The following is a 23,690-nucleotide window of genomic DNA, read 5'->3' on the forward strand; positions in this document are numbered from 1 at the left end:
GGAACGGGCCTCGTCCGCTTTCCGGGCAGGCTCGTCGTAGTCGAGCCTGCGGCAACTCGCGATCACGAGCTACTTCGCGGCCAGGTGCCGGCGAGCGAAGTCCACCTCGGCCGCCGTCTGCCGGATCGTCTCGGCGACGACCAGCGAGCCGTGGCCCGCGTCGTAGCGGTACATCTCGTAGGTGTGGCCGCGAGCCGCGAGGGCGTCGAGGTAGTTGTCGATCTGCCGGATCGGGCAGCGCGGGTCGTTCTCGCCGGCGAGGATCAGCACCGGAGCGGTGACCTGGTCCACGTACGTGAGCGGCGAGCACTCCTCGTACAGCTCGGGCAGCTCCTCCGGGGAGCCGCCGAACAACGCGCGGTCGAACGCGCGCAGCGGTTCCATCTCGTCCTCGTAGGCGGCGAGGTAGTCCGCGACGGGGACGCCCGCGACGCCGACGGCCCAGCGTTCCGGCTGGGTGCCGACGCCGAGCAGGGTCAGGTAGCCGCCCCACGAGGCGCCGTTGAGCACCGACTTCGCCGGGTCGGTGAGTCCGGACTCGACTGCCCAGTCGTGGACGGCGGCGATGTCCTCGAGTTCGGTCAGGCCCGGCCTGCCTTCGATGGCGTCGCGCCACTGCGAGCCGTAGCCGCTGGAACCGCGGTAGTTCACGTGCACGGTGGCGAACCCGGCGTCCAGCCAGACCGCGCGGTAGGCCGAGAAGCGGTCCTCGTCGGACGAGTGCGGGCCGCCGTGGATCAGGAAGACGGTCGGGAACGGGCCCTCGCCCTCGGGCTTCGAGACCAGCGCGTGCACGTCGCCGACGAACACGTCCTCCAGCTTGTGCGACGTCGCGGGCACGGCGCCCTGCGGCTCGACCAGCACGCGCTCGGTGCCGTCGGTGGCCAGCGCGCGGATGACCGTGGACCTCTCGGCGGACGACCAGGAGTACTCGATCGTGCCGTCCGGCCGCACGCCCGCCGAGCCGATCACGCCGGGCGCGGTGTCCAAAGTGGACAGCTCGCCGGTCGCGAGGTCGTAGCGGTGCACGGTGTTGCGGGCGTGGTGCGTGTGCACGACCAGCAGCGCGGACGCGTCCGGGTACCAGTCGGCGGCGACCTCGCCCGGCAGGTCGAGGACGATCTCCTGCTCGGTGCCGGCGGCGACGTCCCAGATCAGCAGTTCCTCGCGGCCGCGGCGCTCGTGCAGCACCAGCAGTCGCTGGTCGCCGCGCACCGGGCTGAACGAGATGGCGTCGAGGCCCTTGCCCTTGCCGTCCCACTTCTCGGCGATCGTCTCGCCGGTCTCCGCGTTGAGCGCGCGCAGCGCCATGTGCCGGTTGTCGCCGTGCTCGGAGTGCGCGATCACCACGATCGACTCGTCCTTGGCCAGCGCGGTGACGCCGGCGTCGTTGACGTGCTGGTAGATCACCTCGCTCCGGCCGTCACGCGTCAGCCAGACCGTGGTGCCGTCGTCCGTCGACGCGGCCACGGCCGTGACGGTGCGGCCGATCTCCAGACCCGCCGGGTAACCGGCCGTCACGTCCGCGACCGCGGGCTCGGCCTTGCTGCCGTCTGCCTCGAACGGCTCACGAACCCAGACGCCGAACTCGTCGCCGTCGTGGTCGTCGAACCACCAGATCTCGGTGCCGTCCGGGTTCAGCGTGGCGTGCGACGTGCCGTTCGGGCGGTCGGTGACCTTGCGGTGCTCGTCCGTCGCGCGGTCCCAGGCGTAGATCTCCCACACGCCACTGGCGTTGGAGACGTACAGGGTGCGGTCCGGGGCGTCGTCGGCCCAGCCGGGCAGGCTCATCCGGGGAGCGGTGAACCGCTCACGCCACCGGGTCTCGGCAGCCGGGTCTTCGAAGAGCTGTTCCGGAATGGTGGGAGAAGGGTGCGTGGTCACGGTTCAACACTAGAGTCAGAGTCTGCTTCTAGGGGGATCGCAGATGACACAACCACCACAGTGGGGTGCGCCACCACACCGTCCGGCACCTGGTCACGGGTACCAGCAGCCGCCGCAGCAGCACTGGCCCCAGCAGGGCCCGCCGCCGCAGCAGGGCCCGCACTTCCAGCCGCCTCAGCAGTGGCCGCAGCAAGGCCCGCCGTTCCAGCAGGGCCCGCCGCCCGGCTGGCTGCCGCCGAAGCCGTCACAGCTCACGCTGCTCGCGGTGCTGAACTGGATCCTGGCCGTCGGCATGCTGGTGATCGCGGCCTTCGTGATCATGAGCTTCCTGATGTCCGGCGGCACGCTGCTGGTCGGCATCCTGCTCGCCGCCGTGATCGCCGGCTTCGGCCTGCTGAACGCGCTGGGCGCGATGTCGATCAACCACCCGCACTTCCCGAACACGGTCGCCTCGCAGATGGCAGGCTGCTTCACGGGGCTGGTGCTGCTGGTGGCGCTGATCCGCTCGGTCCGCCGCGGCGTCGCCGAACTGGTGCCCTCGACCGCGTCGGCCATCCTGCTGGCGCTGTGCGTGCTGAGTCTCGTGCTGGCGACGCGCCCGGCGGTGAAGCGGTGGATCATCGCAAAGCACCAGCATTCTTTGTCACAAGGTCACAGACCGCGAAACCGCCGCTGATTAGTTGAATCAGGCCAGAAAATCTAGGTGCGCGGTCCGGCGAGAGTTAACGTGACGGCATGTCCGACACGATGGAGCGCCTCGCCGGAGCCGCGACGTTGGGGGAAGTGCAGCGGATCGTCCGCACGACGGCAAGGTCTTCGCTGGTAGCGCACGGTGCGACGCTGGTGCTGCTCGACGGCGACCTCTGCTACTACGCGGACGAGGACTCGATGAGCCCGCTGTGGAAGGGCCAGCGCTTCCCGGCCGTGAACTGCATCAGCGGGTGGGCGATGTTGAATCGTCAAACCGTGGCGATCAGGGACATCCGCGTCGATTCGAGGATTCCTCAAGAAGCGTATCGGCCGACCTTCGTGCGGAGCCTGTTGATGGCTCCGATCCTGCGCCCGGAACCGATCGGCGCCATCGGCTGTTACTGGGCCGTGCCGCACACCGCGACCCCCGCCGAGACCGAGACGCTGGAGTCGCTGGCCCTTGCCGCCGGCGAGGCCCTCGAACGGTTCCCGGAAGGTCTGCCCGCGCGGGGCTTCATCAGCTGAGTCAGCTCACGTGCCGGAAGTGCCGCAGCGCCAACGGCTGCTGCAGGTACGCGTCCTCGTCCGGGAACGTCACCGGATCGGTGCGCCACCCAGGACCCGCGTAGTTCTCCAACGCCTGCTCGTCCCGCCACCGGCTCACGTACCGCACACGCAACGGGTCGTCGAGGTCGACGAGCACCTCGTGCCCCAAGAGCCCGTCGTAGATCTCGGGAAACCCCTTCACGAGGTCTCGCACCCGTGCGACGAACTCCTGCTCCCGGCCCGGCTTCACCAGGGCCTCGGACACTCGAGTCAGCATGGCGCCAAGCCTATTGGCGGCCGAGTTCCTCGTCGAAGATCTGGTCGACCTTGCGCGAGGCGCGCGACAGCGCCCTGATCGCGAAGAAGGCCACGATGAAGCCGACGGCCACCACGGCCGTCACCCAGGCAGAAGTGAGCATGTAAACGATCCCCAAGGACTGCAGCACCACAATTGCCTTGGCGGCAATGACGATCCACGACCTATGAGACGGGTTGGCGGCGGAGGCGGAGTCCATCACAACATCTCCCGACATGTTCCACGATGGCTGAACCACTGCCTTCGTCGTTTGGATCAAGACAGCCGTTACGCAACGTGAGTTGAACCGTCAACCTTCACTCGTAAGGGTTAACGTGACGTGGTCGTTTCGTAAGGTTTGGAGCGGAATGATGGCGCTATGTCATGCAAGCACGGTCCCGTCTACGGCCGCGCGTGTCGAGGTGCGTCACACGATCGGGTGACTTATCGAGAACGTTGATGTCCTTTTCCGTGACCGGAAAGGACCTTCGACTCTGGAGGAAGGGCTTTCCCGGGCAAGGTCGACGAACAAAAGCTGAGACGAATTCACGACCTAACGAATCGCTGCTCGCAGGTCGGACGGAGTGGTGAACGACGCGACCGTGCCGATCACCTCGGCGGCAACGGTCAGGTCGCCGCCGGCATGTCCGGGAGCCGAGTCGGAGAGTTGTTCTCCTCGGTTCCCCGGAGTCAGACCCGAAACGGCTGCGCAAACAAAATCAGCCCCTGTCCGCATTTCTGCGGCAGAGGCTGATTTGTTTATTCAGTCGGGGTGACAGGATTTGAACCTGCGACCTCTTCGTCCCGAACTAAGTCCGACGGCGGTGAGGCGCTGGCACGATCTACGTTTCAGCTGTTCAGGGCGTTGGTTGTGGTTGGTCTACGTTGGTGTGCGAAGCCCGCTGTCGGAGGTTCTTCTCCCAAAGTTCTCCCAACGGATCATTCAGGTCCCTCGGGAGGGTCGTGCTCTCGCTCAAAGGTGGCTCCAGCGAGTTGGGCAGCCGTCACAGTGGCTCCAGTCAAGTCAACGCCTTGGAGCTGTGCCCTACCGACAGCTGTAGCCACGCTGCCTGGTTCGGCTACGACCCAACTCCTGCTACAGCACTACGCCTGACTTGCAGATGCGTCCGGAGCCCCGCTTCATGAGCCACTTGGCGGAGCGGAGTCCCCAGACGGGAGTGTGGATAGTCTCCGTGTAGGCGGCACGGCTGACGACGTACGATCCGCGCCCCTGATGCAGATGAAGCATTCGTCAGCTTGGCGACGATGAGCAGTGTGTGGATGATCCTCGGAAGCCGCTTCCTGCGCCCTCGACACCCAGAGCTGAGCTGACGCTCCTGCCTTCTCTCACTTCACGTCCCCCGCTGCCTCGGTGGACAGTACCCGTGGTTGCGGTCGCAGTGCTCGCCGTAGCCATCATTGTATTGGTGGTGTTGTGGCGGTGGGTGGATACGTTGGCTTTTGCCGACGCAGATAAGAAGGCGACGGCCCAGCTGGACGTGGTGAAGGTCGCCGCTTCTATCGCCGTTGGCGGCGGTGGACTGTTCGCCTTGTATTTGGCCGCACGGCGGCAACGTACTCAGGAGCTGGAATTGGAGGCTCGGCACGCTGAGATGGCGCAGCGTGATCGGGTCCAAACTCACGCAGAGCAGGTTGCAGACGACAACCGCATACGTGCTGAACGTGTAGCCAACGCGAATGAACGGGATGCCGACGACCGACGGGTCACTGATCTTTATGCCAAGTCTGTGGAGCAACTCGGGTCAGAGAAGGCCCCAGTGCGTCTTGGAGGTCTATATGCACTCGAACGACTTGCGCAGGCTAATTCCGACCAAAGGCAAACAGTAATAAATGTGATATGTGCTTATCTGCGCATGCCGTACACGATCCCCGATCGAAGCGTTGTGAACGCACTCGAAATAGAACACGAGGAAGAGTCTATTCGGTCGGAATTTAGTAGGCGCGGTGCATTGCCGGAGTCGGAAGAGCTAATCCAATCCCGAAAACGCTATGAGCTGGATCAGCAGGAGCAGGAGGTGAGACAAGCGGCTCGGCGCATCCTTGCTGCGCATCTCCGCCCTATGGTTGACCCCAAAACTAATGGACCCTCTAACCCGGGCTACTGGCCTGAACCCCTTCGGGTTGACCTAACCGGAGCGGTGTTGGTCGACGCAGACTTTGGTGGCTGCCACTTCTTTCAAGCAGTATTCGATCGCACTCAATTTCACGGCAGAAGCACATTTTCTGGATCCATATTTAAGAATACGGCCCGGTTTAAAGATTCTGTCTTTCATGAAATTGCTGTTTTCAATGGTTCCTGCTTTGAGCGACAGGCGGCGTTTGTGGGAGCAATGTTCAGGGCGGGGGTTAGTTTCAGTCAGGCGCTCATGACGCGCGCAGAGTTTACTCAGAGCAGGTTTGACGGTCGCGCCAATTTTTTCGCATCCAGGTTTATGGGCAAGGTGCTTTTTGATGACGCCTTCTTTTCTAGGAATGCGCGTTTTGATCAGGTATCTTTCGAGCAGGGAGTTATTTTCCGTGAGGCGACGTTTGTAAAACACGTGACATTTGAGCGGGCGGATTTTGGGGCTGCATCCAAGTTTGACCTTGTGGAGTTCGGTGCTACAGCCACTTTTAGAGATGTTTCCGGCTCTCGTTTTATTGATCTAACCGAGGCTAAAGTGACCGTGCCGGACGGCCCTCCTAATCCTCGTGGTGTCTGGCCGTCTGAGTGGAAACTGGTGATAAACACCGATCTGAATCCGCAAGAGGAGCGCTGGGGCAGTCTCGTTCGCAGCGCCGACGCCCAGCAGATCTAATCAGTGATTGGCAGTTAACGCTCGATCTATCTGAAGGCAAGCCGCATCGCTACGCTAGCTACGACATCCTCGCCGGATGTGCGCCCCTGGGTTAGCCACCAGGGGCCTCGGCGGGGACACATCCGGCGATGAGGTGGACCGATGGTGACCTCGGGTTTTCCCGATCCTGCGCACACCACGATCGGGCAGCGCATCAAGTGGGCGCGCGAACGTGCCGGCATGTCCCGCCCAGTCCTCGGCGGTCTGGTCGACCGGAGCACCGAGTGGGTCAAGGCAGTCGAGAATGGTCGGCTGCAAGCGCCGCGCCTGCCGATGCTGCTCCGCATCGCGCACGCCCTCGGTGTGCAGGACCTGGCCGACCTCACCGGCAACGGCCACGCCGTGCCGGTTTCCGTGTTCGCAGGCGAGAGGCACAAGGCACTCACCGAGGTACAGGCGGCACTGACGGACTATCACCTGCTTGGCGACGCACCGCCGCCGAATGTCGCGCATCTCGCGGTACGTCTTGAGCAGGCATGGCAGATCCGGCACGCGAGCCCCGATCACCGCACCCAGCTTGGGCTGCTTCTCCCTGACCTCATCCGGGACGCTCAACGTGCCGTGCGTGTGATTCGTGGCGAGGAACGTCGCGACGCACGCCGGGTGCTTGCCGGGGTGTACCGGCTCGCTGACTTCTACTGCGCGTACCAACCCGCTCCAGAGCTGGTGTGGCTCGTCGCGGACCGGGCGATGCACGAGGCGCTGGAAGCTGACGATCCGCTCGCGATCGCCGGGGGAGCCTGGGCGAAGGTTCAAGCCCTCCGCGACGCCGGCCGCTGGGATGAGGCGCTAGACGTTGCGGCGTTCGGTACCCGCGAGATTGAGCCCTACCTGGACAGCGGCGACGACTGGCGAGGCATGTGGGGCGCTCTGAAAGCCGAAGTCGCGTACGTGCACGCTCGCCGTGGTCGACACGGACAAGCCTGGGAATCGTGGGAACTCGCGGACCGCGTCGCGCAGGAGCTCCCGGTTGGCTACCGGCACACACAGTCGTCCTTCAGCCGTCCCGTGATGTCTGCACACGCCACGACGCTCGGTGTGGAGCTGCGACGTCCAGCCGAGGCACTGCGCGCGGCCGACCAGTTCGACCCGGATGCCATCGCTTCAGTGCCGCGGCGAGCCCGGCATCTGATCGAGGTAGCGCGTGCGCACGACCAGCGCGGCGAGCCGCACGCGGTGTGGGCGCTGCTCAACCACTCGGAGCGCACGGCGTCCGAGACGATCAAGTACAACGGGTTCGCGCGGGAAATGCTGATCGGCCTCCGCAACAACCCGCCGACCGGGCTGCGGCAGGACGTCCTGGACCTGTGCGATCGGGTGGGCATCGCGGCCTGACCTGATCAGGTGGGGGTACAGGTTGTACCCCTTTGCACGTCGTGGCGGTCCTACGGTCCCGAACATGCGGCCGATCACCAGTGCGGATGGCGTCGTGGTGGGTGGGGCATGAACCTGCTCACCGACGCCGAAGCAGTAAAGCTCTTTCCCAGCCTCCAGAACCTGATCCTCATTCGGGACGCAGGCTGGAAGTTCCTCCCGATCGACGATCCTGGCGACCCCAACGCCGAACTCGACGCCGCGAGGGTCTGGTCCAACGGGTGGCGAGACTGCATCCGTGTTCGCGACGAGACCGACGCACTCGGCCTGCGCATCTGCGTCCCTGCCGACCAGCACAGCGCACCCACGATCGTGTGGGAGCGAAGCGGCACTCTCGCCGAGGTTGTCCACCAACTGCTGGCACTTCCCGCACCTGGCATGCGACTTGCGCCAACGCTGGCCATCGGCACAGCACCGAAGCTATGGACTCCGTAGCCGAGCGGCAGTTGGGGGCGGGGATCTTCCGGCCGCTCATGCACGTGATCGCACTGGACGCGCCACAGATCACCTTCAACGGGATACCTCTGTGGTTCGCCGTGTGCGGTGCCGTTTGTGTTCCTGTCGCTCGAATTCTCGCCGATCGTCAGCGCTGTCCGAGGTGCTCGGGAACTGTCAGCGGCGACGCAGCAACTCGTCCATCGTCTCCGCCGCAACCACGCACCTGAAGCCTGTGTCATCGTCCTTCATGGTCGCGTTCGCGTCATTGAAGGACGACGGGGTGGCCCGGTTGAACGGGCTCGTCCAGGCGCCGCCTTTGAGTTCGTGGCGACCGGGCTTGCTCTCGGTTGAGCACCATTCCCAGACGTTCCCGCACATGTCGTACACGCCGTACGGGCTTACGCCGCTCTGGTAGCAGTCGCGCGCCGTGGTCTGGCCAACGCCGTTCTCCCGGACGTTGCACTTGGCCGGCGTCGGTTGGTCGCCCCACGGGTAGACCGTTCCGCGGGTCCCTCGCGCTGCCTTCTCCCACTGCTGGCCCGTTGGCAGCGTCTTCCCCGCCCAGGTCGCGTAGGAGTTCGCGTCGTGCCAGGTCACGAAGACCACCGGGTGGTCCTTGATCTCAGGAGGGCACTGCCCGTCAGGCCAGTGATCCGGCGCCTGATGTCCAGTCGCAGCAACAAACAGCGCGTAGTCCTCATTGGACACCGGGAACACGTCGATGTAGTAACCGGGAATCCAGGCAGGAGTATTGCCAGGGCCTCCGAGGAAGACGCTGCCTTCGACCATGATCATGGCGCTGCCGTCGGTCGGGTGGTTGACCTGGCCGCTTCCGATCGGTTCGATCTGTGCCTCTTGGTCCCCGGCGCTCAGTACCGAATCGCCGACCAGGAAGGCGAATCGCGCGTGAGTGTCGGGGTCGCTGCGGTTGAGACAGGTGTCGAGTGCAGCCTGATTCACGGGCCGAGGCTGGATGTTCTCGCGGCCAGCCTCCCACTTCGAGACCATGCGCTCGCTCACTCCGAGATGAGCGGCGAACTCGCGGAGGCTCATGCGCATTGCATCGCGTAGAGCGCGAACCTCCACACCTGTCCAGCGGTGCACCGTCGGCATTGCACACTCCCCCTCGGAGAACCTCCGAGCGAGCCTAGCTCGCCGATAGCGCCGCCTATACCCGTTCGGCCGGAATGTCGGCATACAGCTCCCTCAACTCCTTCAGAACGGGGTGAGTCTCGGACGGCCACTCCGTCGCGTCCACCGAGGACACAGCCCGAACGCCAGTCGCTGCATTGGTCGCGAACGCCGCTTCCATGCTCGAAAGGTCCGACAGCGTCAGCGGCTCCGTCACGATCTGCTCGTCTAGTTCCTGATTGAGCAACGTCATCGTGATACCCGCGAGCCACGGGGACCGTGGCCAAATGATGCGGCCTTCGCGAACAAACCCGATGTTCGACGTTGCGACCTCGGAGATTGTGCCGTCAGGGTTGAGAAAAAGGACATCGTCATAGCCCTCTTTTTGGGCAGCTCGACGGCGCTGCATCGTGCCCCAAAGGCCTACGTGCTTCACGGAAGGCATGTCGCGCTGGTAGGAGGCGGCCTGAAGTCGCCACGGTGCCGGAGAACCGTTCGTGGCTTCGCGGTGGGTGACCAACACGTGAGGGTGCGCGTCGCGTCCGATAGTCCCCAGGTCGAGAGCTGGATCGAAGACCGTCACTCGAACGACCACGCGAGCGCCTACGTGCTCGCCGAGAACCTTCCGCACGTAGCCGCGGACCTGCTCGGTGTCGAGGTCGTGATCGAAAAGCTGTCGGCAATCACGTGACAGCCGCTCCATGTGCAAGGACAGTCCCCGAACCTCGCCATTTTCTACGAGCATTGACGTGAAGTGGCCGTAGTTCGTGAGGGCAAGCGCCTTCACTTGATCAAGGGTGGCGGGGACGCCATTCAGGTCCATGCGTTCAGGCTCCCACTCCGTCATCGGATTCTGAAGGTGGGTCGCGCCGAAGTTCGGCGAAAGTTCAGTGGTGGAAGTTCGGTGGAAGTTCGGCGTTGAGGTACTACTCGGGCAGTTCTCGTGTGGCGCAGATCGCAGCAAGCTTGAGGCAGAACGAACCACGGACGAGAACGGGGCACTGAGATGGCGAAGAAACAAACGATGATGCCGCTGCCGACCGGCGGCGGGACTGGCCGGCGCTTGCTGGGGATGGTGGTCCTCGGGGTTCTGGTGGCCCTCGTGATCCGCGACCCCGCTGGGTCGGCGACGGCAGCCCGGCAGTTGCTGGGCTGGGGAGGGACGGCGCTGGACGCCCTGGCCACGTTCGCGGAAGCTTTCGGATCGTGACCGGGTCACCGTTCCTGTTCGAGCGTCGCAACGCGTTCGGTCAAGGCTGCGAGTTGGCCGCGCATCTCGCGGACTTGTTCGGCTAGGTCAGGTTCTTCCTGGCCCTGGCGATCGAGGACAAAGCTTCCGCGACCAGGGATTGCCTTGATCCAGCCCTCTTCTTCGAGTTTGGCCAGTGCTCGCTGCACGGTGGCGGCTGGCCGGCCTTCCTCATCCATGAGCTGTCGCTGGGTCGGCATCTTGGCGCCCGGCTGAAGCTCACCTCTCTTGATCTTGTCCCTGTACTTGCTGGCAAGCACCTCGTACGGGTGTCCCTCGGCCTCTGAGAGCGGCATCCCATCAGCTTACAGCGCGCACTAGCGCGCACTAGATCACTCATTCGGAGTATCGACGCGACGGAACCCGTCTGCGTAAGTTTGAACTAGAGCGCACTAGCGCACACTAGAGCGAAAGGAACCGACGATGACGAACTACAGCCCGGACGGCCTCACCTACAGGCACGTGACCACGCTGGTCAGCGAGGTTTCGAAGGAGATCGGGTCGCTGTACGCGCCGACGTCGGCGCTGTCGGACGGTTCAGCACGTGCGGCCCGCAACGCTCGGATGCTGGCTCGGGCCGCCAAGGGCATCACTCCTAAGTACGGCGTGACGCTGACGCAGGCGGTTCGGGAGGAATCGGCGCCGGTTCGCGTCGTCGCAGTGGCCACCGCACCGCCGACGCCGATCTACGGCAGGAAGAACGGCAAGAGCCGTCGCGCTCGCCGCAACGCCGTACGGGCGCAGATCGCCCGTCGCGTCACCGGTGGACAGGCTGCCTGATCCTCACATCCCGGGCCAGCGGACTCCCGCCAAGAAGTCACCGCCGATCTGGGTTCTCACACCACTACTCGTCCCAACCCGAGAGGGCTTACTTCCTATGCGTAACAACGCTTCTAACCGTCCCGACACGTCCATCCCGGAGTCCCAGCGCGCGTGGTCCACGCCGTTGCCCGGCTACGCCCCGGTGGACATCACCCCGCCAGAGCTGCGCCGCCTGGGCTTGCCTCTGAGCGTTGTCGAGGGTTGGGCCGAGCCGTACGTGACGCCGGAAGACGTGCCGAACTGGCCCGCCCGGCAGGTCACCGCGGTCGTGCCGTTCACCCTCAACGCCTGGGGTTGGCCGCTCAACCCGACGGGCCGCACCGGACGCACGGGCCGCAACCTGGGCAAGTGGGGCGAGAACGCCGCCGCCGACCCGATCGTCGTCGCCGGTCACGGCCGCAACCGCCAGGTGCTGCTGATCAAGCGCGGTGACATCGGAGTGTGGGCGATCCCTGGCGGCATGGTCGACCCCGGCGAGTCCGCTCCGGCCGCGCTCGTCCGGGAGCTGCGCGAGGAAACCGGCGTGCACCTCGGTGACCTGACGCCCACTGTCATCGCCCGCCGCTACGTGGACGACTACCGCAACACCGATCACGCGTGGATCTGCACCACCGCAGCGCTCTTCCAGCTCCCCGACGTCGTCCCCGCGACCGGAGCAGACGACGCGGTGGACGCCGCCTGGTGGCCCTTTGCCGACCTGGTGGAGCTGTACGAGGCGATCACGGCGGCCGGTGGGCAGCTCTACGCCGCGCACGTCCCGCTGCTCACCGCCGCACTCGACCAGCTCTGACCAGCACCAAACCAACGAACAGCGTCGCCCGGACCGGCGGACTCCCGCCAAGAAGTCACCGCCGGTCCGGGGTTCCCACACCCACCATCCGATCTCGTAACCGGAAGGGGCACCCAAAGTGTCCACCACGATCAACGCTCGGGTTTCGGGCACAGAGCCCACGATCTGCGAACTGCTCGAGTCCTGGCAGCAGGCCGTTCCGCTGATTGGTGCGCGTGACGACGTGGTCGCCGATTGGTTTGAGCAGTCGGTGAAGCTGCTGACGCCGATCACGTCTGACCCGACGCACCCGCAGTACGCGGAGGCATGCGAGCTGGCGCGGGAGAACTCCCACGACGCTCTTGCGCTGCGCCAGTCCGCGCGCTCGAAGGGGGCGACGCGGTGATGGACGAGCCGATGTTGTTGCTGCTGCTGGGTTCCGGCCTGGCGTTCGTATTCGCCGTACTGCTGTGGAAGCTGCTGATCACCACGGTCGGCATCGTCGCGTCGCAGTGGGCCGTGATCACGGGCCTACCGGACGAGCCCGTGGCGCAGGTCCTGGCACTCGCGATTCCCGCGCTGTTGGCCGCATTCGCCCTTCTCTACCTCCCGAGCATCGCCGCTCGTTCCGCTGTCCGTTCCACCCGCGTTCTCGTGAAGGGAGCACACCGATGACCAGCGCCTATCCCACATCGATGGACAAGCTGACCGTGCAGGTGCGCGCCCTGGCCGAGGAGATCGGCGAGACGCCGTCGGCGAACCAGATCATGACGAGGTTCCGCGTCGGCCGGCCGAAAGCCCGCGAGGCCCTGGCCGCGCTCGCTGTCGACACCGCGAACGCCGCCGAGACGGACGCGGTGGGGAGTGCGTCTGAAGCCGCGCACGACGAACCAAGCGCACGCCGGTTGCACGCCGTTCCCGAGCTCACCGCCGCGCCTGTGGAGCCCGCCGATCGCACGTTGTTGGAAGCGGCCGAGGAGGCTCCGGCCGCACCGAGTGTGACCGAGGCCCTGACCGCCGAGCCAACGCCGGGCGCGCTCGTCTCACCGGCAGAAACGGCAGGTGAGGCAGAGACGACCGTGCAGGCAAGCCCCATCGCGGGTGCACCCGTGCCCACCTCGCCTCCGTCGGGTCGTACGGGATGGATGGGGACGCGGTCGCAGGTGCGTCGGTGGCCGATCGTGCTCATTGCTCTTGGTGCGTTCGTGTCCATCTGGGGTGGCTGGGTCGAGCTGGGCAAGCTCACCGGTTTCGGTGAGATCACCCCGCTTCCCGGTATCGCGGACGACTGGACGATCAACTCCGCGATCACGCTCCCACTCGGGATGGAGGCCTACGCGGCGCTCGCGTTGCAGGTGTGGCTGTCCGGTCGCACTCGCTCGGACAAGGCGCGTTCGTTCGCCAAGTGGTCCGCGCTCGGTGCGCTCGTGCTCGGTGCGGGCGGTCAGGTCGCCTACCACCTGATGAAGGCCGCCGGCATGACCGTTGCACCGTGGCAGATCACCACCGTTGTGTCCTGCCTTCCCGTGATCGTGCTCGGGTTCGGCGCCGCACTGGTGCACCTCATGGCCGACGACAACACCCACGACTCAGAGCAGGAGGAGGTGCGCTGACATGAGCACCCTGGACAACACCCAGCCCGACAACGACGACACCGCTGACACGGGCGCGACCGTGTACGACCTGAGTGCTCACCGCACCGCACCTGTTCTTGAGCCTGGCGCAGCGGTCGAGCCGAGGATCTTCGACGGCGAGATCGTCAGCGACAAAGCAAACGCCGCACTGGATGCACGCGTGGAGCGTGGCGAGCTGGTGTTGTCGCGGGCCGCGAGGACCACCGCGGTTGTGGTGCGTACGAGCCGTACCGTCGCGGACGGCACCGTGCGTGTGGTGCGCGACGAGCGCACTCATCGCGTGGCAAAAGCGTTGGGCCGCAACGTGTTCGTCTACATTCCGGCGGGCGCGGTCAAGGTGGCGCAACGGCTGTGGGAGTCGCAGACCTCGGCGCGCTACGAGCGGATGATGCGACAGGCGGAACTGGCCGGTGACCTGGACAAGGTCGGGGAGTGGGAGGCCCGGCGTGAGCAGGAACGGGAACGCCGTCACCGCCGCCGTCAAGCGATGCTGAACGCTCCGGTTGCGATCGCGAGGGCGACCGCAGTCAGCATCGTCACGGTCACGGTGCTGCTGCTCCTGTTGGGGATCGTCCTGGCCGTCTCGTCGGGCGAGTTCGTGCAGGTGCTCGCACCGATCGCGGCAGTGATCGACGCGATTGCGTGGCTGGTGTGGCTGGCGTCGGTGCTCGTGCTGCCGCTGGCTGTGGCCGTGCCTACGGTCGGCCTGGGAGTGCTGTGGAACATCGGCCGCAAGGCCGACGTCCCGACCTGGCTCGCCCCTGCCCGTCAGGCCCGTGACAACGCTCCGCCGATCACGCCATCCATTGTGGTCAAGGCTCTGCGTGACCTCGGGGTGCGGGAGCTGCGCAAGGCCATTGACGACATGGGCGACGCGGGCGCCGGGATGCTCTCGCCGATCGTGCTCGCCGGATGCGGTGTCGAGCTGGAGGTGTCGCTGCCCTCGGGTGTGTCCACGAAGGACATCACCGATCGGCACCGGCGCCTGGCGGAGAACCTCAACCGGCACGAGCACGAGGTGTTCATCACGATCCCGGTCGCCGCGCGTACGGTGCGACTGTGGATCGCCGACCCCGGCGCGCTCGACGAGCCGATCGGCCCGTCGCCGCTAGTGCTGGACGACACGATGACCGCCGATCTCTACACCGGCCGCGCCCCGTGGGGCCAAGACCTGCGCGGTGACGCGGTAGCGATTGCGTTGCTGCAAAGGCACTTGCTCATCACGGGCCTGTCCAACCAGGGCAAGACCGCTGCTTTGCGGGCGCTGGCGTTGTGGCTCGCACTGGACCCCACGGTCGAGCTGCGCATTGCTGACCTGAAGGGCATCGGTGACTGGCACATGTTCACCGACCTGGCCACGACCATGATCGCCGGACCGACCGACGAGCACGTCATCGCGGCCACGCACATGCTGGAGGGAGGTGTGGAGGAGATGGAACGCCGCCTGGCCGCCGTCGATCCCGAGGTGCACAAGAACGGCGTCACGCGTGACCTGGCTCGTTCCGGCGAGGGCTTCCATCCGCTTGTGCTGATTGTGGATGAGGCACAGCAGGCGTTCATGTGTCCGGCGGTGGGCGACGACAAGCGACCGTACGGCGGAAGCAAGAGCACCTCGCGGTACTTCATGGCCGCACGCAAGATCCACAATCAGGGCCGCGCGGTGAACGTGATTCTGTGGCAAGGCACGCAGAACCCCACCGATCAGAACCTCCCGAAGCTCGTCCGCGAGGGTGCACACATCCGGGGATCGCTCGTGCTCGGTACTGAGGCCGAGTCCCGGATGGCGTTGGGGGACAAAGCGGTCAACGCCGGAGCCGCACCGCACAAGCTCCGACAGGGCATGGACAAGGGCACGCTTGTGGTCGCCGGTGACGGCGTGCCCCTGGCCGCTGGCCAGTCCAGCCTCACCGTTCGCACCCACTTCGTGGACGGGGAGGAGGCCACCGCGGTCGCCGACCGGGCCAAGACGATGCGGGTCCCGGTCACGACCGACGCCGGTCGTGTTGGCCCAGCTCGGGACTTCCTCGCCGACCTCGCGCAGGTGATGGGCGGCGAGACCCGTGTGCGAACCGAGGTGATCCGCCAGCGGCTGCGCGAGCTGCACCCCGCCACCTACGAAGGCATTGCGGCGGGCGACCTGGCCGCGAAGCTCGCCGCCGCTGGGATCGAGTCATACAAGGCACACGGCGGTGTCATGGCCATCCGTACCGCCGCCGTCCACGCTGCGATCGCGGAGCGTGACGAAATCGACGGCGAGTAGGCGGGGACCCGGCGCAGAGGAACGCGGGGAGGCACGCAACATGCGGGGAGTAGTCCCCGCATGCCTCCCCGCGCGAAACTGCCCGTTCTGAGCAGCGACAACGTCCGTGCGGGGAGGCGGGGAGGCGCCCGCCTCAACCTGCGGAAACCCCTGAAAACGACGCTTGAGACGGCGAGATTCAGCCTCCCCGTTGTAGTTCCTCATGCTCACCTTCAGTAACTAAGAGTAGTCATCTCGGGAGTCCTTCATGACGAACTGGACGATCCACATCGAGAAGTCGCGGACCTTGCTGGGCAACTTCAGGACCCTGTGCGGCCGGACCATCACCAACGTCAAGGTGTCCGGTCCGGCCCTCACGGTCACCTGCCCGAGGTGCAAGGCCGCAGAGAAGGGCGGCCGGTGATGGTGGACCGCCGCACGTTCCTCACTGACCCTGACGACGTCCACGACTTCAACCGCCGGCCGCTGCGAGATCCCGCCGTCGTCCGCGCTTGGTGTGCACCTTTGCTTAGCCAAGCATGGGCCGCCATGCGTGCTGGTGACTCCATGCCGATGGCAGGCAGCACGCGATGGGAAGCCCTCAACGATGACGACCCGCGCAAGCTCGCCGCCGTCCTGCACGCAGCGCTCGCACACCTTGAGGAGTCCACTCCGCGCTTCATCGCCGCCCGTCTCGCTCACGAGCTGGCTGCGGAGCACCGCGACGAAGTGGCCACGCAAAAGGAGACGGCCGCTGATCTGTCGGCCGCGATGTCCAGCGCGGGCGCGCTGAACCGGTACCTGCCGTTCTGCACGCTCGCGGCACGCCGCACCACCTATGCCACACCGCCGCTCACTGCCGATGAGATCCGCCACCGCGCCCATCGGTCGTGGGGGCTCAGTGACACCAGCACGACGCCACGGAAGGCCGCTGCTTGAACGTCCCGTTAGCCGTGCCTGCCCAAGAGTTCACGCCCGACAACGCACACGGCCAGTCTGGCCGCGATGCCGAGAGGAGGACAGCCGCATGATCACACCGACCGGTGCCGAGCTGCTGGACAACCTGCACGCCGCACTCACGCGATACGTCATCCTGCCCAGCGCACACGCCGCTGACGCCGTCACGCTGTGGATCGCCGCCTCTCACGCCCAACCTGCGTGGGCGCATGCGCCCCGGCTCGTCATCCGCGCTCCGGAGAAGCGCTGTGGCAAGTCGCGATTGCTCGACGTTGTGGAAGCCACGTGCCACCAACCGTTCATCACGGTCAACTCGTCGTCCGCCGCTGTCTATCGGTCGATCAGCGAGGACCCTCCGACGATGCTCGTTGACGAAGCCGACACCATCTTCGGTCCCAAAGCCGACGGCAACGAAGACCTACGCGGTCTGCTCAACGCTGGCCACCAGCGCAACCGCCCCGCCAAGCGCTACGACGCTGCCACCGGACGAGTGGAGTCCATCCCCACGTTCGCAATGGCCGCGCTTGCGGGCATCGGCGCCATGCCCGACACCATCGAAGACCGCGCGGTGGTAGTTCGCATGCGACGCCGCGCACCTGGTGAGACCGTCGCTCCGTTCCGGCACCGCCGTGACAGAACCGTCCTGCGGGAACTCGCCGGCCAACTCGCCGAGTGGTTGCGGACTGATCTGTCGGACCTGGAAGCCGCGGAACCAGCCATGCCGGTGGAGGACCGGGCCGCCGACACCTGGGAACCGCTGTTCATCGTCGCCAACCACGCCGGAGGTCACTGGCCCGAACGTGCTCGGGCCGCCGTACTCGCTCTCACCGCTGAGGCCGAGGACAGCGACAAAGGATCACTAGGTGTGCGGCTGCTGAAGGACTGTCGCACGGCGTTCAGCGGAGCCACCGCCCTACCCACCGCGACGCTGCTCGAACGCCTCAATTCCGACCTCGAAGCACCCTGGAGGGAGTACGGCACAAGCGGCCTCACTGCCGCGAAGCTCGGTCGAATGCTCGGAGAGTTCGACATCCGCTCATCCAACATCCGGTTTGCGGAAGGAAGCCAAGCCAAGGGCTACGAGAAAGCCGACTTCATTGACGCTTGGGAACGCTACTGCCCGTTGCCGGTTGCGCTCGTGCCCGACACCGACGCTGGGAGTCCCGTCCCGTCCGTCCCAAGCGTCCCAACGCAGGTCACGCCTGGGACGGTTCGCTTGACCGGGACGGCTTGAGGCGTCCCGCGCGTGACTCGCAGAACTACCTCGTAACCGTCCCTGGGACGCCTCAAAGCGTCCCGGCGGTCCCAAGCGTCCCAGCTCTGACCTGCGCTGGGACGCTTGGGACGCTTGGGACGGCTACCCGACCAATCCCGGCGTGATCGCGCCACCGCAGACACCACTCGAACCTGAGGCGATGGCGCATGCCCAAATCCGGGCGGCCCGCCTCCCTGCCCAATGGGGGAGATGCCGCGATGTCCCAGAACAAGAACGTCTCGACGTTGCACAAGCCGAGCGAGGTAGCGAAGCACCTCGGATGCTCGGAATGGTGGGTGAAAGAGCAGGCGCGGCGCCGACGAATTCCGTTCAGCTGGATTGGCGGGCGCTACCTGTTCACAGATGCCCACATCGACGAAATCGTGTTGATCTGCGAGAAGAGGCCGATCTCGGCCGCCGCCACGGTCGCTGTTCCCCAGGAAGTTCCTTGCGGAAACCGCACTCCTGTTGGCGGGCCAGTGGTCCGGCTTCGCTCGCGCTCGCCACGGCGTGCTCTCGCAGCAGAAACACGTTCAACAGCCGCCTGACGAACCACCGCGCCCCGCCGTGACCACTTGCGTCGGGGCGTGTCATCTCTTGGGAGCACTCACGATGGGATACGCGGAGAAGCGCGGTGACTACTACCGCGGGCGGTACAAGATCGCGCCGGGTAGGTACGGCACGGTCAAGAACGAGCACGGCGAGACGATCCGCTTCACGAAGAAGCGTGATGCCGAGAACGCGGCGAACGAGGCTGAGGCCGACATTCGCAACGGTCGCCAGACCACATCCAAGAACTCCGACATGCGCTTCGGCGAGTACGTGAACAAGTGGTACTCAGTGCAGGATCTTGCGGCCTCAACGATGCAGAACTACCGCAGGCACATCGAAGAGCACATCTTGCCGACGTTCGAGAACGAGGTGATCCGTGAGATCAGCCCGATGGACGTGAACGAGTGGGAGAAGGCAGAGCGCTCAGCGGGCTACGCCGAGTCCAGCATCAAGACCTGGCGCCGGACTCTGCACCTCATCCTTGCGGACGCGTATGACCAAGGGCTTGCCGACGCGAACCCGGCGGCACGGCGCCGGGGGCGAGGGAAGCGTGCCGGCCGATCCGGCAAGCGAGGGCCGGAGAAGATCGTCACGACGATGCTCGGTGCACTGCTGATCGCGGAGCGCGCTGCGCTGCTGTCTGGACGCGATGACGAGTTCGTTGCGGTCATCACCAAGGCCTTCACAGGGATGCGTTGGGGCGAACTCGTCGGCCTTGAAGCCGAGCACGTCAAGGAGGGGGAGATCCGCGTGCAATGGCAGCTCTACGAACTGGACACGGGGGAACTGCACAGGTGTCCGCCTAAGGACGACTCGTATCGAACGATCGACACCCCGAAGTGGCACTCTGAGCTGCTCATCGAGCACCTGGCGCACAGGACGGCGGGGCCGTGTTCCTGCCACGGCCTTGATTACGTGTTCACCGGCCACCGACCGAGCAACACCTCTGTGCGGACGGTGGGCGCGAAGCTCGTAGACGTCGCCAGGCTCGCCGCGGTTTCCACGGGAACGGTGTCCAACGTTCTCAACCGGCCCGAGACGGTGCCAGGGAGAACACGGCTTGCGGTTGAAGAGGCGATCGCTGAACTGGGCTACGTCCGTGGCGGTGCTCCGGCTCAGCTTGCCGCGCACTGGCGTCGGAATGGGTTCGCGACGTGGCTCTTTCAGCCGGCCGCAACGGGTTGGTACCCAGCGAAGGCGCCGCATCCCGCACGGCCGGTGCCGATCATCGGTAACCCGTGGCCTGGCGTGCCCGTGCGGGGGAGGAACGCCGCCTGCCGTGCAGATGCGGCCTGGTTGCCCGTGGCGAAGGGCCTTACGCCGCATGGGCTGCGGCACACGCACAAGACGCTCATGGTCGAACTGGGTGTGCCGAGGCCGCTTCAGGATGAGCGCATGGGACACCTTGACGGCACTGTGCAGGGCCGCTACTCGCACGTGACGCAGACGATGCGGGATCAACTCATGGCGGACCTGACGGAGGTGTGGGAGCGAGCGTTAGAGGCGAGACGGGCGCTGAGACCGGGTTCGCCGGTTGTGGCGCTCGACAAGCTTCTCAGAGCCGCTTAAGGGTGTCGCCACGTCGCGACCGCGTTTGTCGACGTTGCGCGACCGCTTGACCTGCACGATTTCTGTCAGGAATGGTACCTGCCGATTCATAGCGCGGAAGGTGTTGCCGCTGGAATCGAGCTCGCTGGCTAGATTGGTGCGCATACCGCACGAAGTGAGCATGCTGTATCAATTGCGTTCGTTCCTCGGCGAACGAACCGCGCGCGAAACTGGAATAACCGTTAACGTCAACGCCTGAATGCGATGTATCCAGTCGATAAACACTACGTTCGGTAATGTCGATCACTCGTTTGGTCGATAAGGTTTTCCAATATGTGCCTGCTATCGTTCACGGTGTCGAGTGGGGGCAATCGGCGGGGGGAATTCGCGTCGCGACCGATTCTGTTTGTGGCAACTCTCGATTGCCCTGCGGCTCGTAAATGTGAATAAGTATTAGGGGGATCGATAGTGCGAATTCCAATGTCAGTCAGGCTCGTGCTGAGTTCTGCTGCGGTCCTGTTGGTCGGACTCGGGAGTGTTGCCGTTCCGAGTGTCGCCAGCGCTGCGGGGCCGGAGAACTGCACTGCGGTCTACGAGGCTGCTGGACCGAAAGTGGCTGGCGAGCCGACGGAGCTGGTGCTCAAGGATTATCAGTGCGGCGATGACATCGGTACCTTGAACTGGGTCGTGATGAAGGCCTGGGATCACGCCGATTACAAGGGTGATTCGGTCGAGTTCAAGATCAGCTCGGGCGAGGAATGTGACATCGACGGATACCGTTGGACCTCGATGCCGCAGTACTGGAACGATCGAATTTCGTCATTCCGCGCCTACGGTTCGTGTCAAGGTGTGCGCCTGTACAACGATACCGGTACGTCCGGAACCCCCTGCGGCAGCTACAAGAATGATGTCAGCTGGGTTGGTCACATGAACGATATTGCCTCTTCGTTCCGTAACTCGTCAGAGAAAAAGGAATGTTAATCTAAGGGCCGAGCATCGCACTAGCTTCTGCTGGGATATGTGATGGGGAAGGTCAGGCTGCAGCCTGACCTTCCCCATCGTAGTTTCTTCTGGACCCTCAGGCACGCTTGGAGCGGGTTGTGATGTACCGGATCGCCAGCAGTGCGGCGACCTGCAAGCTCGTGTATGGCAACGCCAGCAAGCCGAGGCTCACGAAGTCACCTACCGCTCCGCGAGGATCGGTAGTCAGATCCGTCAGGGAGTACCACTGGCCGGCGCTAACAAACCCAAAGACCCACATGAGGCCTCCCGCGCAGGGCAAGCCTGTAAGCAGGACACGCACTGGTACCGACCAACGTCGTGACAAGCCGATTAGTCCAGTACCGACTAGGTAGCCGACTGGAGGCAGTAAAGCTCCTCCCAGCAAAAGAAGGGCCAAGCCCGCGAGATCGCTACGTTTCAACGGCGCTGACGCGACCTGCGATCCTGACGGCCTATCGTCCAACTCCGCCGCAACGATCTCCGATGGTTCCCCCAAGCGGTCCAGCAGGTTCCTAATCTCGATCTCTGAAGCGTTCTCCGGCAGTGAGATCTCAATGTGCGACCTGATCTCCTCGGCCAGTTCGGCACGACGAGCCTCCGACAACACCGACGCATCGTGCAGGAGCGCGCTCATGTAGTTGGTAACGAGGGGATGCTCCACAACAGGCCTGCTCATGCGACGTCGACCTCTCCCCGAATGATCTTGTTTACCGACTCGCTTAGCGACATCCAGTCCGATGCGAACCTGTCGCCCGTAGCGATGCCGTCAGCACTGAGGCCGTAGTACCGACGCGGTGGTCCCAACTCGCTCTCGCGCCACGTCGTGTCCACCAAGCCTTGCTTGCGCAACCTAGACAGCAAGGGGTATATGGTGCCTTCGCTGGCTATCAGCCCATGCTTGGTGAGCACGTCGACCAACTCCACGGCATATCGCTCGCGGTCGCGTAGTAGCGCAAGTACGCAGTACTCGACCAGGCCTCTCCGCATCTGCGTGAGCGGACTACGCTCACGCTCCCCTGTTTGCATGCTCTACAAGGTACCTTGTGGCCAAAGGTAGCGCCAGGGGTGGTTGGCTGCATAGTTCATCTAACGCGACCGTCGCGGCGTCGCCATTGGGAACGACAGAGGTCTGTGGGTCGCCTCGACGCGAAGGGGCAGTGAGCCTGCAGGGAGCCGAGTGGATGTGCGGAAGGCGTGAAGACATGGGTGGAGAGCCTGCGCTCAATGCCTCACGCGGCGCGCTCGTTCATCGGGAAATGCAAGCTCTTCTCCCCGATTTCTCCCAGAACGGTCCGAAAACACAGGTCAGGCCCTGTCCACGTCTACTGTGGACAGGGCCTGACCTGGTGTTATATTAATCGGGGTGACAGGATTTGAACCTGCGACCTCTTCGTCCCGAACGAAGCGCGCTACCAAGCTGCGCCACACCCCGGCTGGGAACATGTAGAACTCTACATCATGTCCGCGCCAGCTCCGAATCGGACCCCCTCATTCCGCCCCTGACCAGGCGTAACGGGCCTGGGAACCAGGGTCAGCAGGGATGCCTCGGGAGGACAGCAGAAGCGCACCGGCGCGTACGGCGAAGTGCCCATGCCGGCGGACACGTTCATCCACATGTGCGAACCCCAGCGCGAAACGCCACGGGCCCGGCCCCGGTCCAATTCGCAGTTCGTCACAACGGCGCCGTAGAACGGGATGCGCAGCTGGCCGCCGTGGGTGTGGCCGGCCATCACGAAGTCGTAGCCGTCGGCGGCGAACGGGTCCAGGACGCGCGGTTCCGGGGAGTGCGTGACGCCCAGCCTCAGTGCCGCGGACGGGTCCGGGGTGCCGGCGATGTCGGCGTAGCGGTCGCGCTTCAGGTGGGGGTCGTCGAGGCCTGCGCAGAAGATGGCCTGGCCGTTCACCATGATGGTCTTGCGCAGGTGCGTGAGGTCTTCCCAGCCTCGTTCGATCATGCCTGCGCGCAGGTCGCGCCACGGGAGCGTCACGCCGTGGATGCGCTTGGTCTTGGACGACGGCAGCAGGTAGCGCACCGGGTTCTTGAGCTTCGGCGCGTAGTAGTCGTTGCTGCCGAACACGAAGACGCCCGGTTTGTCGAGCAACGGGCCGAGCGCGCGCAGCGTGCCGGGGACGGCGTCCTTGTGCGCGAGGTTGTCGCCCGTGTTGACCACGAAGTCCGGGTTCAGGTCGGCCAGGGCGGCGACCCAGCGCTGCTTCGACACCTGGTTCGGCGTCATGTGCAGGTCTGAGATGTGCAGCACGCGGATCGGCTTGGCGCCGGGGGACAGGACCGGCACCGTGGCGGTGCGCAGAGTCCAGTTCCTTCTCTCGATTCCCGCCGCGTACGCGACGGTCGCGGCGCCGAGAGCGGTCGTGGCGAGGAGGGCGCGGCCGAGCTTGTTCACGCGTCAAGGGTACGGAAGGGCGGTAACTCGATCGGCGCGGCA

Annotated in this window: 27 protein-coding genes and 1 tRNA gene; 18 read left to right on the forward strand and 10 right to left on the reverse strand. The window is 65.0% G+C overall.

Features of this window, described 5'->3' with window-relative positions; all coding sequences use genetic code 11:
* Positions 1–69: 69 nt before the first annotated feature.
* Entirely contained in the window at positions 70–1,884 is a 1,815-nt protein-coding gene (locus AB0M48_RS22645) for a prolyl oligopeptidase family serine peptidase (RefSeq protein WP_363845342.1), read from the reverse strand.
* A 43-nt stretch (positions 1,885–1,927) separates the two neighbouring features.
* Between AB0M48_RS22645 and AB0M48_RS22650 the strand changes: the two genes are divergently transcribed.
* Together AB0M48_RS22650 and AB0M48_RS22655 are read left to right on the forward strand one after the other, a co-directional pair.
* The gene (locus AB0M48_RS22650; protein ID WP_363845344.1) at positions 1,928–2,560 is read left to right on the forward strand and encodes a hypothetical protein; all 633 of its coding nucleotides are present in this window, start codon (positions 1,928–1,930) and stop codon (positions 2,558–2,560) included.
* 59 nt (positions 2,561–2,619) lie between these two features.
* Entirely contained in the window at positions 2,620–3,099 is a 480-nt protein-coding gene (locus AB0M48_RS22655) for a GAF domain-containing protein (RefSeq protein ID WP_363845347.1), read from the forward strand.
* A gap of 1 nt (position 3,100) precedes the next feature.
* Here the strand turns inward: AB0M48_RS22655 and AB0M48_RS22660 are convergent, their stop codons facing one another.
* Together AB0M48_RS22660 and AB0M48_RS22665 are read right to left on the reverse strand one after the other, a co-directional pair.
* A complete protein-coding gene (locus AB0M48_RS22660) occupies positions 3,101–3,397 on the reverse strand; it encodes an antibiotic biosynthesis monooxygenase family protein (RefSeq protein ID WP_363845350.1) in 297 nt (98 codons plus the stop codon).
* 10 nt (positions 3,398–3,407) lie between these two features.
* Positions 3,408–3,635 carry a hypothetical protein gene (locus tag AB0M48_RS22665; protein ID WP_363845353.1) on the reverse strand — a complete coding sequence of 76 codons (228 nt, stop codon included), beginning with the start codon at positions 3,633–3,635 and terminating at the stop codon, positions 3,408–3,410.
* Between the two features lie 1,165 nt (positions 3,636–4,800).
* Here AB0M48_RS22665 and AB0M48_RS22670 point away from each other — a divergent pair.
* The 3 genes from AB0M48_RS22670 to AB0M48_RS22680 all read left to right on the forward strand — a co-directional run bounded on the left by AB0M48_RS22670 (position 4,801) and on the right by AB0M48_RS22680 (position 8,082).
* On the forward strand, positions 4,801–6,234 hold the full coding sequence (locus AB0M48_RS22670; protein WP_363845356.1) for a pentapeptide repeat-containing protein: 1,434 nt from the start codon (positions 4,801–4,803) through the stop codon (positions 6,232–6,234).
* A gap of 141 nt (positions 6,235–6,375) precedes the next feature.
* Positions 6,376–7,608 (forward strand): helix-turn-helix transcriptional regulator, encoded by a 1,233-nt coding sequence (locus AB0M48_RS22675; RefSeq protein ID WP_363845359.1) that lies wholly within the window; start codon positions 6,376–6,378, stop codon positions 7,606–7,608.
* A gap of 108 nt (positions 7,609–7,716) precedes the next feature.
* On the forward strand, positions 7,717–8,082 hold the full coding sequence (locus tag AB0M48_RS22680; RefSeq protein ID WP_363845362.1) for a hypothetical protein: 366 nt from the start codon (positions 7,717–7,719) through the stop codon (positions 8,080–8,082).
* 177 nt (positions 8,083–8,259) lie between these two features.
* Here the strand turns inward: AB0M48_RS22680 and AB0M48_RS22685 are convergent, their stop codons facing one another.
* The gene (locus tag AB0M48_RS22685; RefSeq protein ID WP_363845365.1) at positions 8,260–9,198 is read right to left on the reverse strand and encodes an SUMF1/EgtB/PvdO family nonheme iron enzyme; all 939 of its coding nucleotides are present in this window, start codon (positions 9,196–9,198) and stop codon (positions 8,260–8,262) included.
* Between the two features lie 55 nt (positions 9,199–9,253).
* Positions 9,254–10,063: an aminotransferase class IV family protein gene (locus AB0M48_RS22690; RefSeq protein WP_363845368.1), complete on the reverse strand. Its 810-nt coding sequence runs from the start codon at positions 10,061–10,063 to the stop codon at positions 9,254–9,256.
* 159 nt (positions 10,064–10,222) lie between these two features.
* Here AB0M48_RS22690 and AB0M48_RS22695 point away from each other — a divergent pair, with 159 nt between their 5' ends.
* Entirely contained in the window at positions 10,223–10,426 is a 204-nt protein-coding gene (locus AB0M48_RS22695; RefSeq protein ID WP_363845371.1) for a hypothetical protein, read from the forward strand.
* 5 nt (positions 10,427–10,431) lie between these two features.
* Here AB0M48_RS22695 and AB0M48_RS22700 read toward each other — a convergent pair whose 3' ends face one another.
* Positions 10,432–10,761 carry a winged helix-turn-helix domain-containing protein gene (locus AB0M48_RS22700; RefSeq protein WP_363845374.1) on the reverse strand — a complete coding sequence of 110 codons (330 nt, stop codon included), beginning with the start codon at positions 10,759–10,761 and terminating at the stop codon, positions 10,432–10,434.
* A 127-nt stretch (positions 10,762–10,888) separates the two neighbouring features.
* On the opposite strand from AB0M48_RS22700, the gene AB0M48_RS22705 reads away from it, so the two are divergent.
* From AB0M48_RS22705 to AB0M48_RS22760, 12 genes are all read left to right on the forward strand, one after another.
* Positions 10,889–11,245: a hypothetical protein gene (locus AB0M48_RS22705; RefSeq protein ID WP_363845377.1), complete on the forward strand. Its 357-nt coding sequence runs from the start codon at positions 10,889–10,891 to the stop codon at positions 11,243–11,245.
* Positions 11,246–11,342: 97 nt separating this feature from the next.
* The gene (locus AB0M48_RS22710) at positions 11,343–12,077 is read left to right on the forward strand and encodes an NUDIX domain-containing protein (protein WP_363845380.1); all 735 of its coding nucleotides are present in this window, start codon (positions 11,343–11,345) and stop codon (positions 12,075–12,077) included.
* Positions 12,078–12,195: 118 nt separating this feature from the next.
* Positions 12,196–12,462: a hypothetical protein gene (locus AB0M48_RS22715; RefSeq protein ID WP_363845383.1), complete on the forward strand. Its 267-nt coding sequence runs from the start codon at positions 12,196–12,198 to the stop codon at positions 12,460–12,462.
* On the forward strand, positions 12,462–12,731 hold the full coding sequence (locus AB0M48_RS22720; protein ID WP_363845386.1) for a hypothetical protein: 270 nt from the start codon (positions 12,462–12,464) through the stop codon (positions 12,729–12,731). Before AB0M48_RS22715 ends, AB0M48_RS22720 begins: the two co-directional genes overlap by 1 nt.
* Positions 12,728–13,669 carry an ABC transporter permease gene (locus AB0M48_RS22725; protein ID WP_363845388.1) on the forward strand — a complete coding sequence of 314 codons (942 nt, stop codon included), beginning with the start codon at positions 12,728–12,730 and terminating at the stop codon, positions 13,667–13,669. The genes AB0M48_RS22720 and AB0M48_RS22725 overlap by 4 nt, the downstream gene beginning before the upstream one ends.
* Position 13,670: 1 nt before the next feature.
* Entirely contained in the window at positions 13,671–15,950 is a 2,280-nt protein-coding gene (locus AB0M48_RS22730) for an ATP-binding protein (RefSeq protein ID WP_363845391.1), read from the forward strand.
* A 247-nt stretch (positions 15,951–16,197) separates the two neighbouring features.
* Entirely contained in the window at positions 16,198–16,353 is a 156-nt protein-coding gene (locus tag AB0M48_RS22735) for a hypothetical protein (RefSeq protein ID WP_363845394.1), read from the forward strand.
* Complete coding sequence (locus tag AB0M48_RS22740; RefSeq protein WP_363845970.1) at positions 16,353–16,868, forward strand: DUF2742 domain-containing protein; 516 nt, start codon at positions 16,353–16,355, stop codon at positions 16,866–16,868. The genes AB0M48_RS22735 and AB0M48_RS22740 overlap by 1 nt, the downstream gene beginning before the upstream one ends.
* 88 nt (positions 16,869–16,956) lie before the next feature.
* The gene (locus AB0M48_RS22745; protein WP_363845397.1) at positions 16,957–18,120 is read left to right on the forward strand and encodes a DUF3631 domain-containing protein; all 1,164 of its coding nucleotides are present in this window, start codon (positions 16,957–16,959) and stop codon (positions 18,118–18,120) included.
* 239 nt (positions 18,121–18,359) lie between these two features.
* Complete coding sequence (locus AB0M48_RS22750; protein WP_363845400.1) at positions 18,360–18,689, forward strand: helix-turn-helix domain-containing protein; 330 nt, start codon at positions 18,360–18,362, stop codon at positions 18,687–18,689.
* Between the two features lie 64 nt (positions 18,690–18,753).
* Positions 18,754–20,262 carry a LacI family DNA-binding transcriptional regulator gene (locus AB0M48_RS22755; RefSeq protein ID WP_363845403.1) on the forward strand — a complete coding sequence of 503 codons (1,509 nt, stop codon included), beginning with the start codon at positions 18,754–18,756 and terminating at the stop codon, positions 20,260–20,262.
* Positions 20,263–20,736: 474 nt separating this feature from the next.
* Entirely contained in the window at positions 20,737–21,222 is a 486-nt protein-coding gene (locus tag AB0M48_RS22760) for a peptidase inhibitor family I36 protein (RefSeq protein WP_363845406.1), read from the forward strand.
* A gap of 97 nt (positions 21,223–21,319) precedes the next feature.
* On the opposite strand, the gene AB0M48_RS22765 is transcribed toward AB0M48_RS22760, so the two are convergent.
* From AB0M48_RS22765 to AB0M48_RS22780, 4 genes are all read right to left on the reverse strand, one after another.
* Positions 21,320–21,919, reverse strand: a complete 600-nt coding sequence (locus AB0M48_RS22765) for a hypothetical protein (RefSeq protein ID WP_363845410.1) — start codon at positions 21,917–21,919, stop codon at positions 21,320–21,322.
* Positions 21,916–22,269, reverse strand: a complete 354-nt coding sequence (locus tag AB0M48_RS22770) for a PadR family transcriptional regulator (protein ID WP_363845414.1) — start codon at positions 22,267–22,269, stop codon at positions 21,916–21,918. The genes AB0M48_RS22765 and AB0M48_RS22770 overlap by 4 nt, the downstream gene beginning before the upstream one ends.
* A 332-nt stretch (positions 22,270–22,601) precedes the next feature.
* Positions 22,602–22,675 (reverse strand) — tRNA-Pro (locus AB0M48_RS22775).
* A 19-nt stretch (positions 22,676–22,694) separates the two neighbouring features.
* Positions 22,695–23,648: a metallophosphoesterase gene (locus AB0M48_RS22780; protein WP_363845417.1), complete on the reverse strand. Its 954-nt coding sequence runs from the start codon at positions 23,646–23,648 to the stop codon at positions 22,695–22,697.
* Between the last annotated feature and the right edge of the window lie 42 nt (positions 23,649–23,690).

The organism is Lentzea sp. NPDC051208, assembly GCF_040682435.1.
Classification (GTDB): Bacteria; Actinomycetota; Actinomycetes; order Mycobacteriales; family Pseudonocardiaceae; genus Lentzea; species Lentzea kristufekii.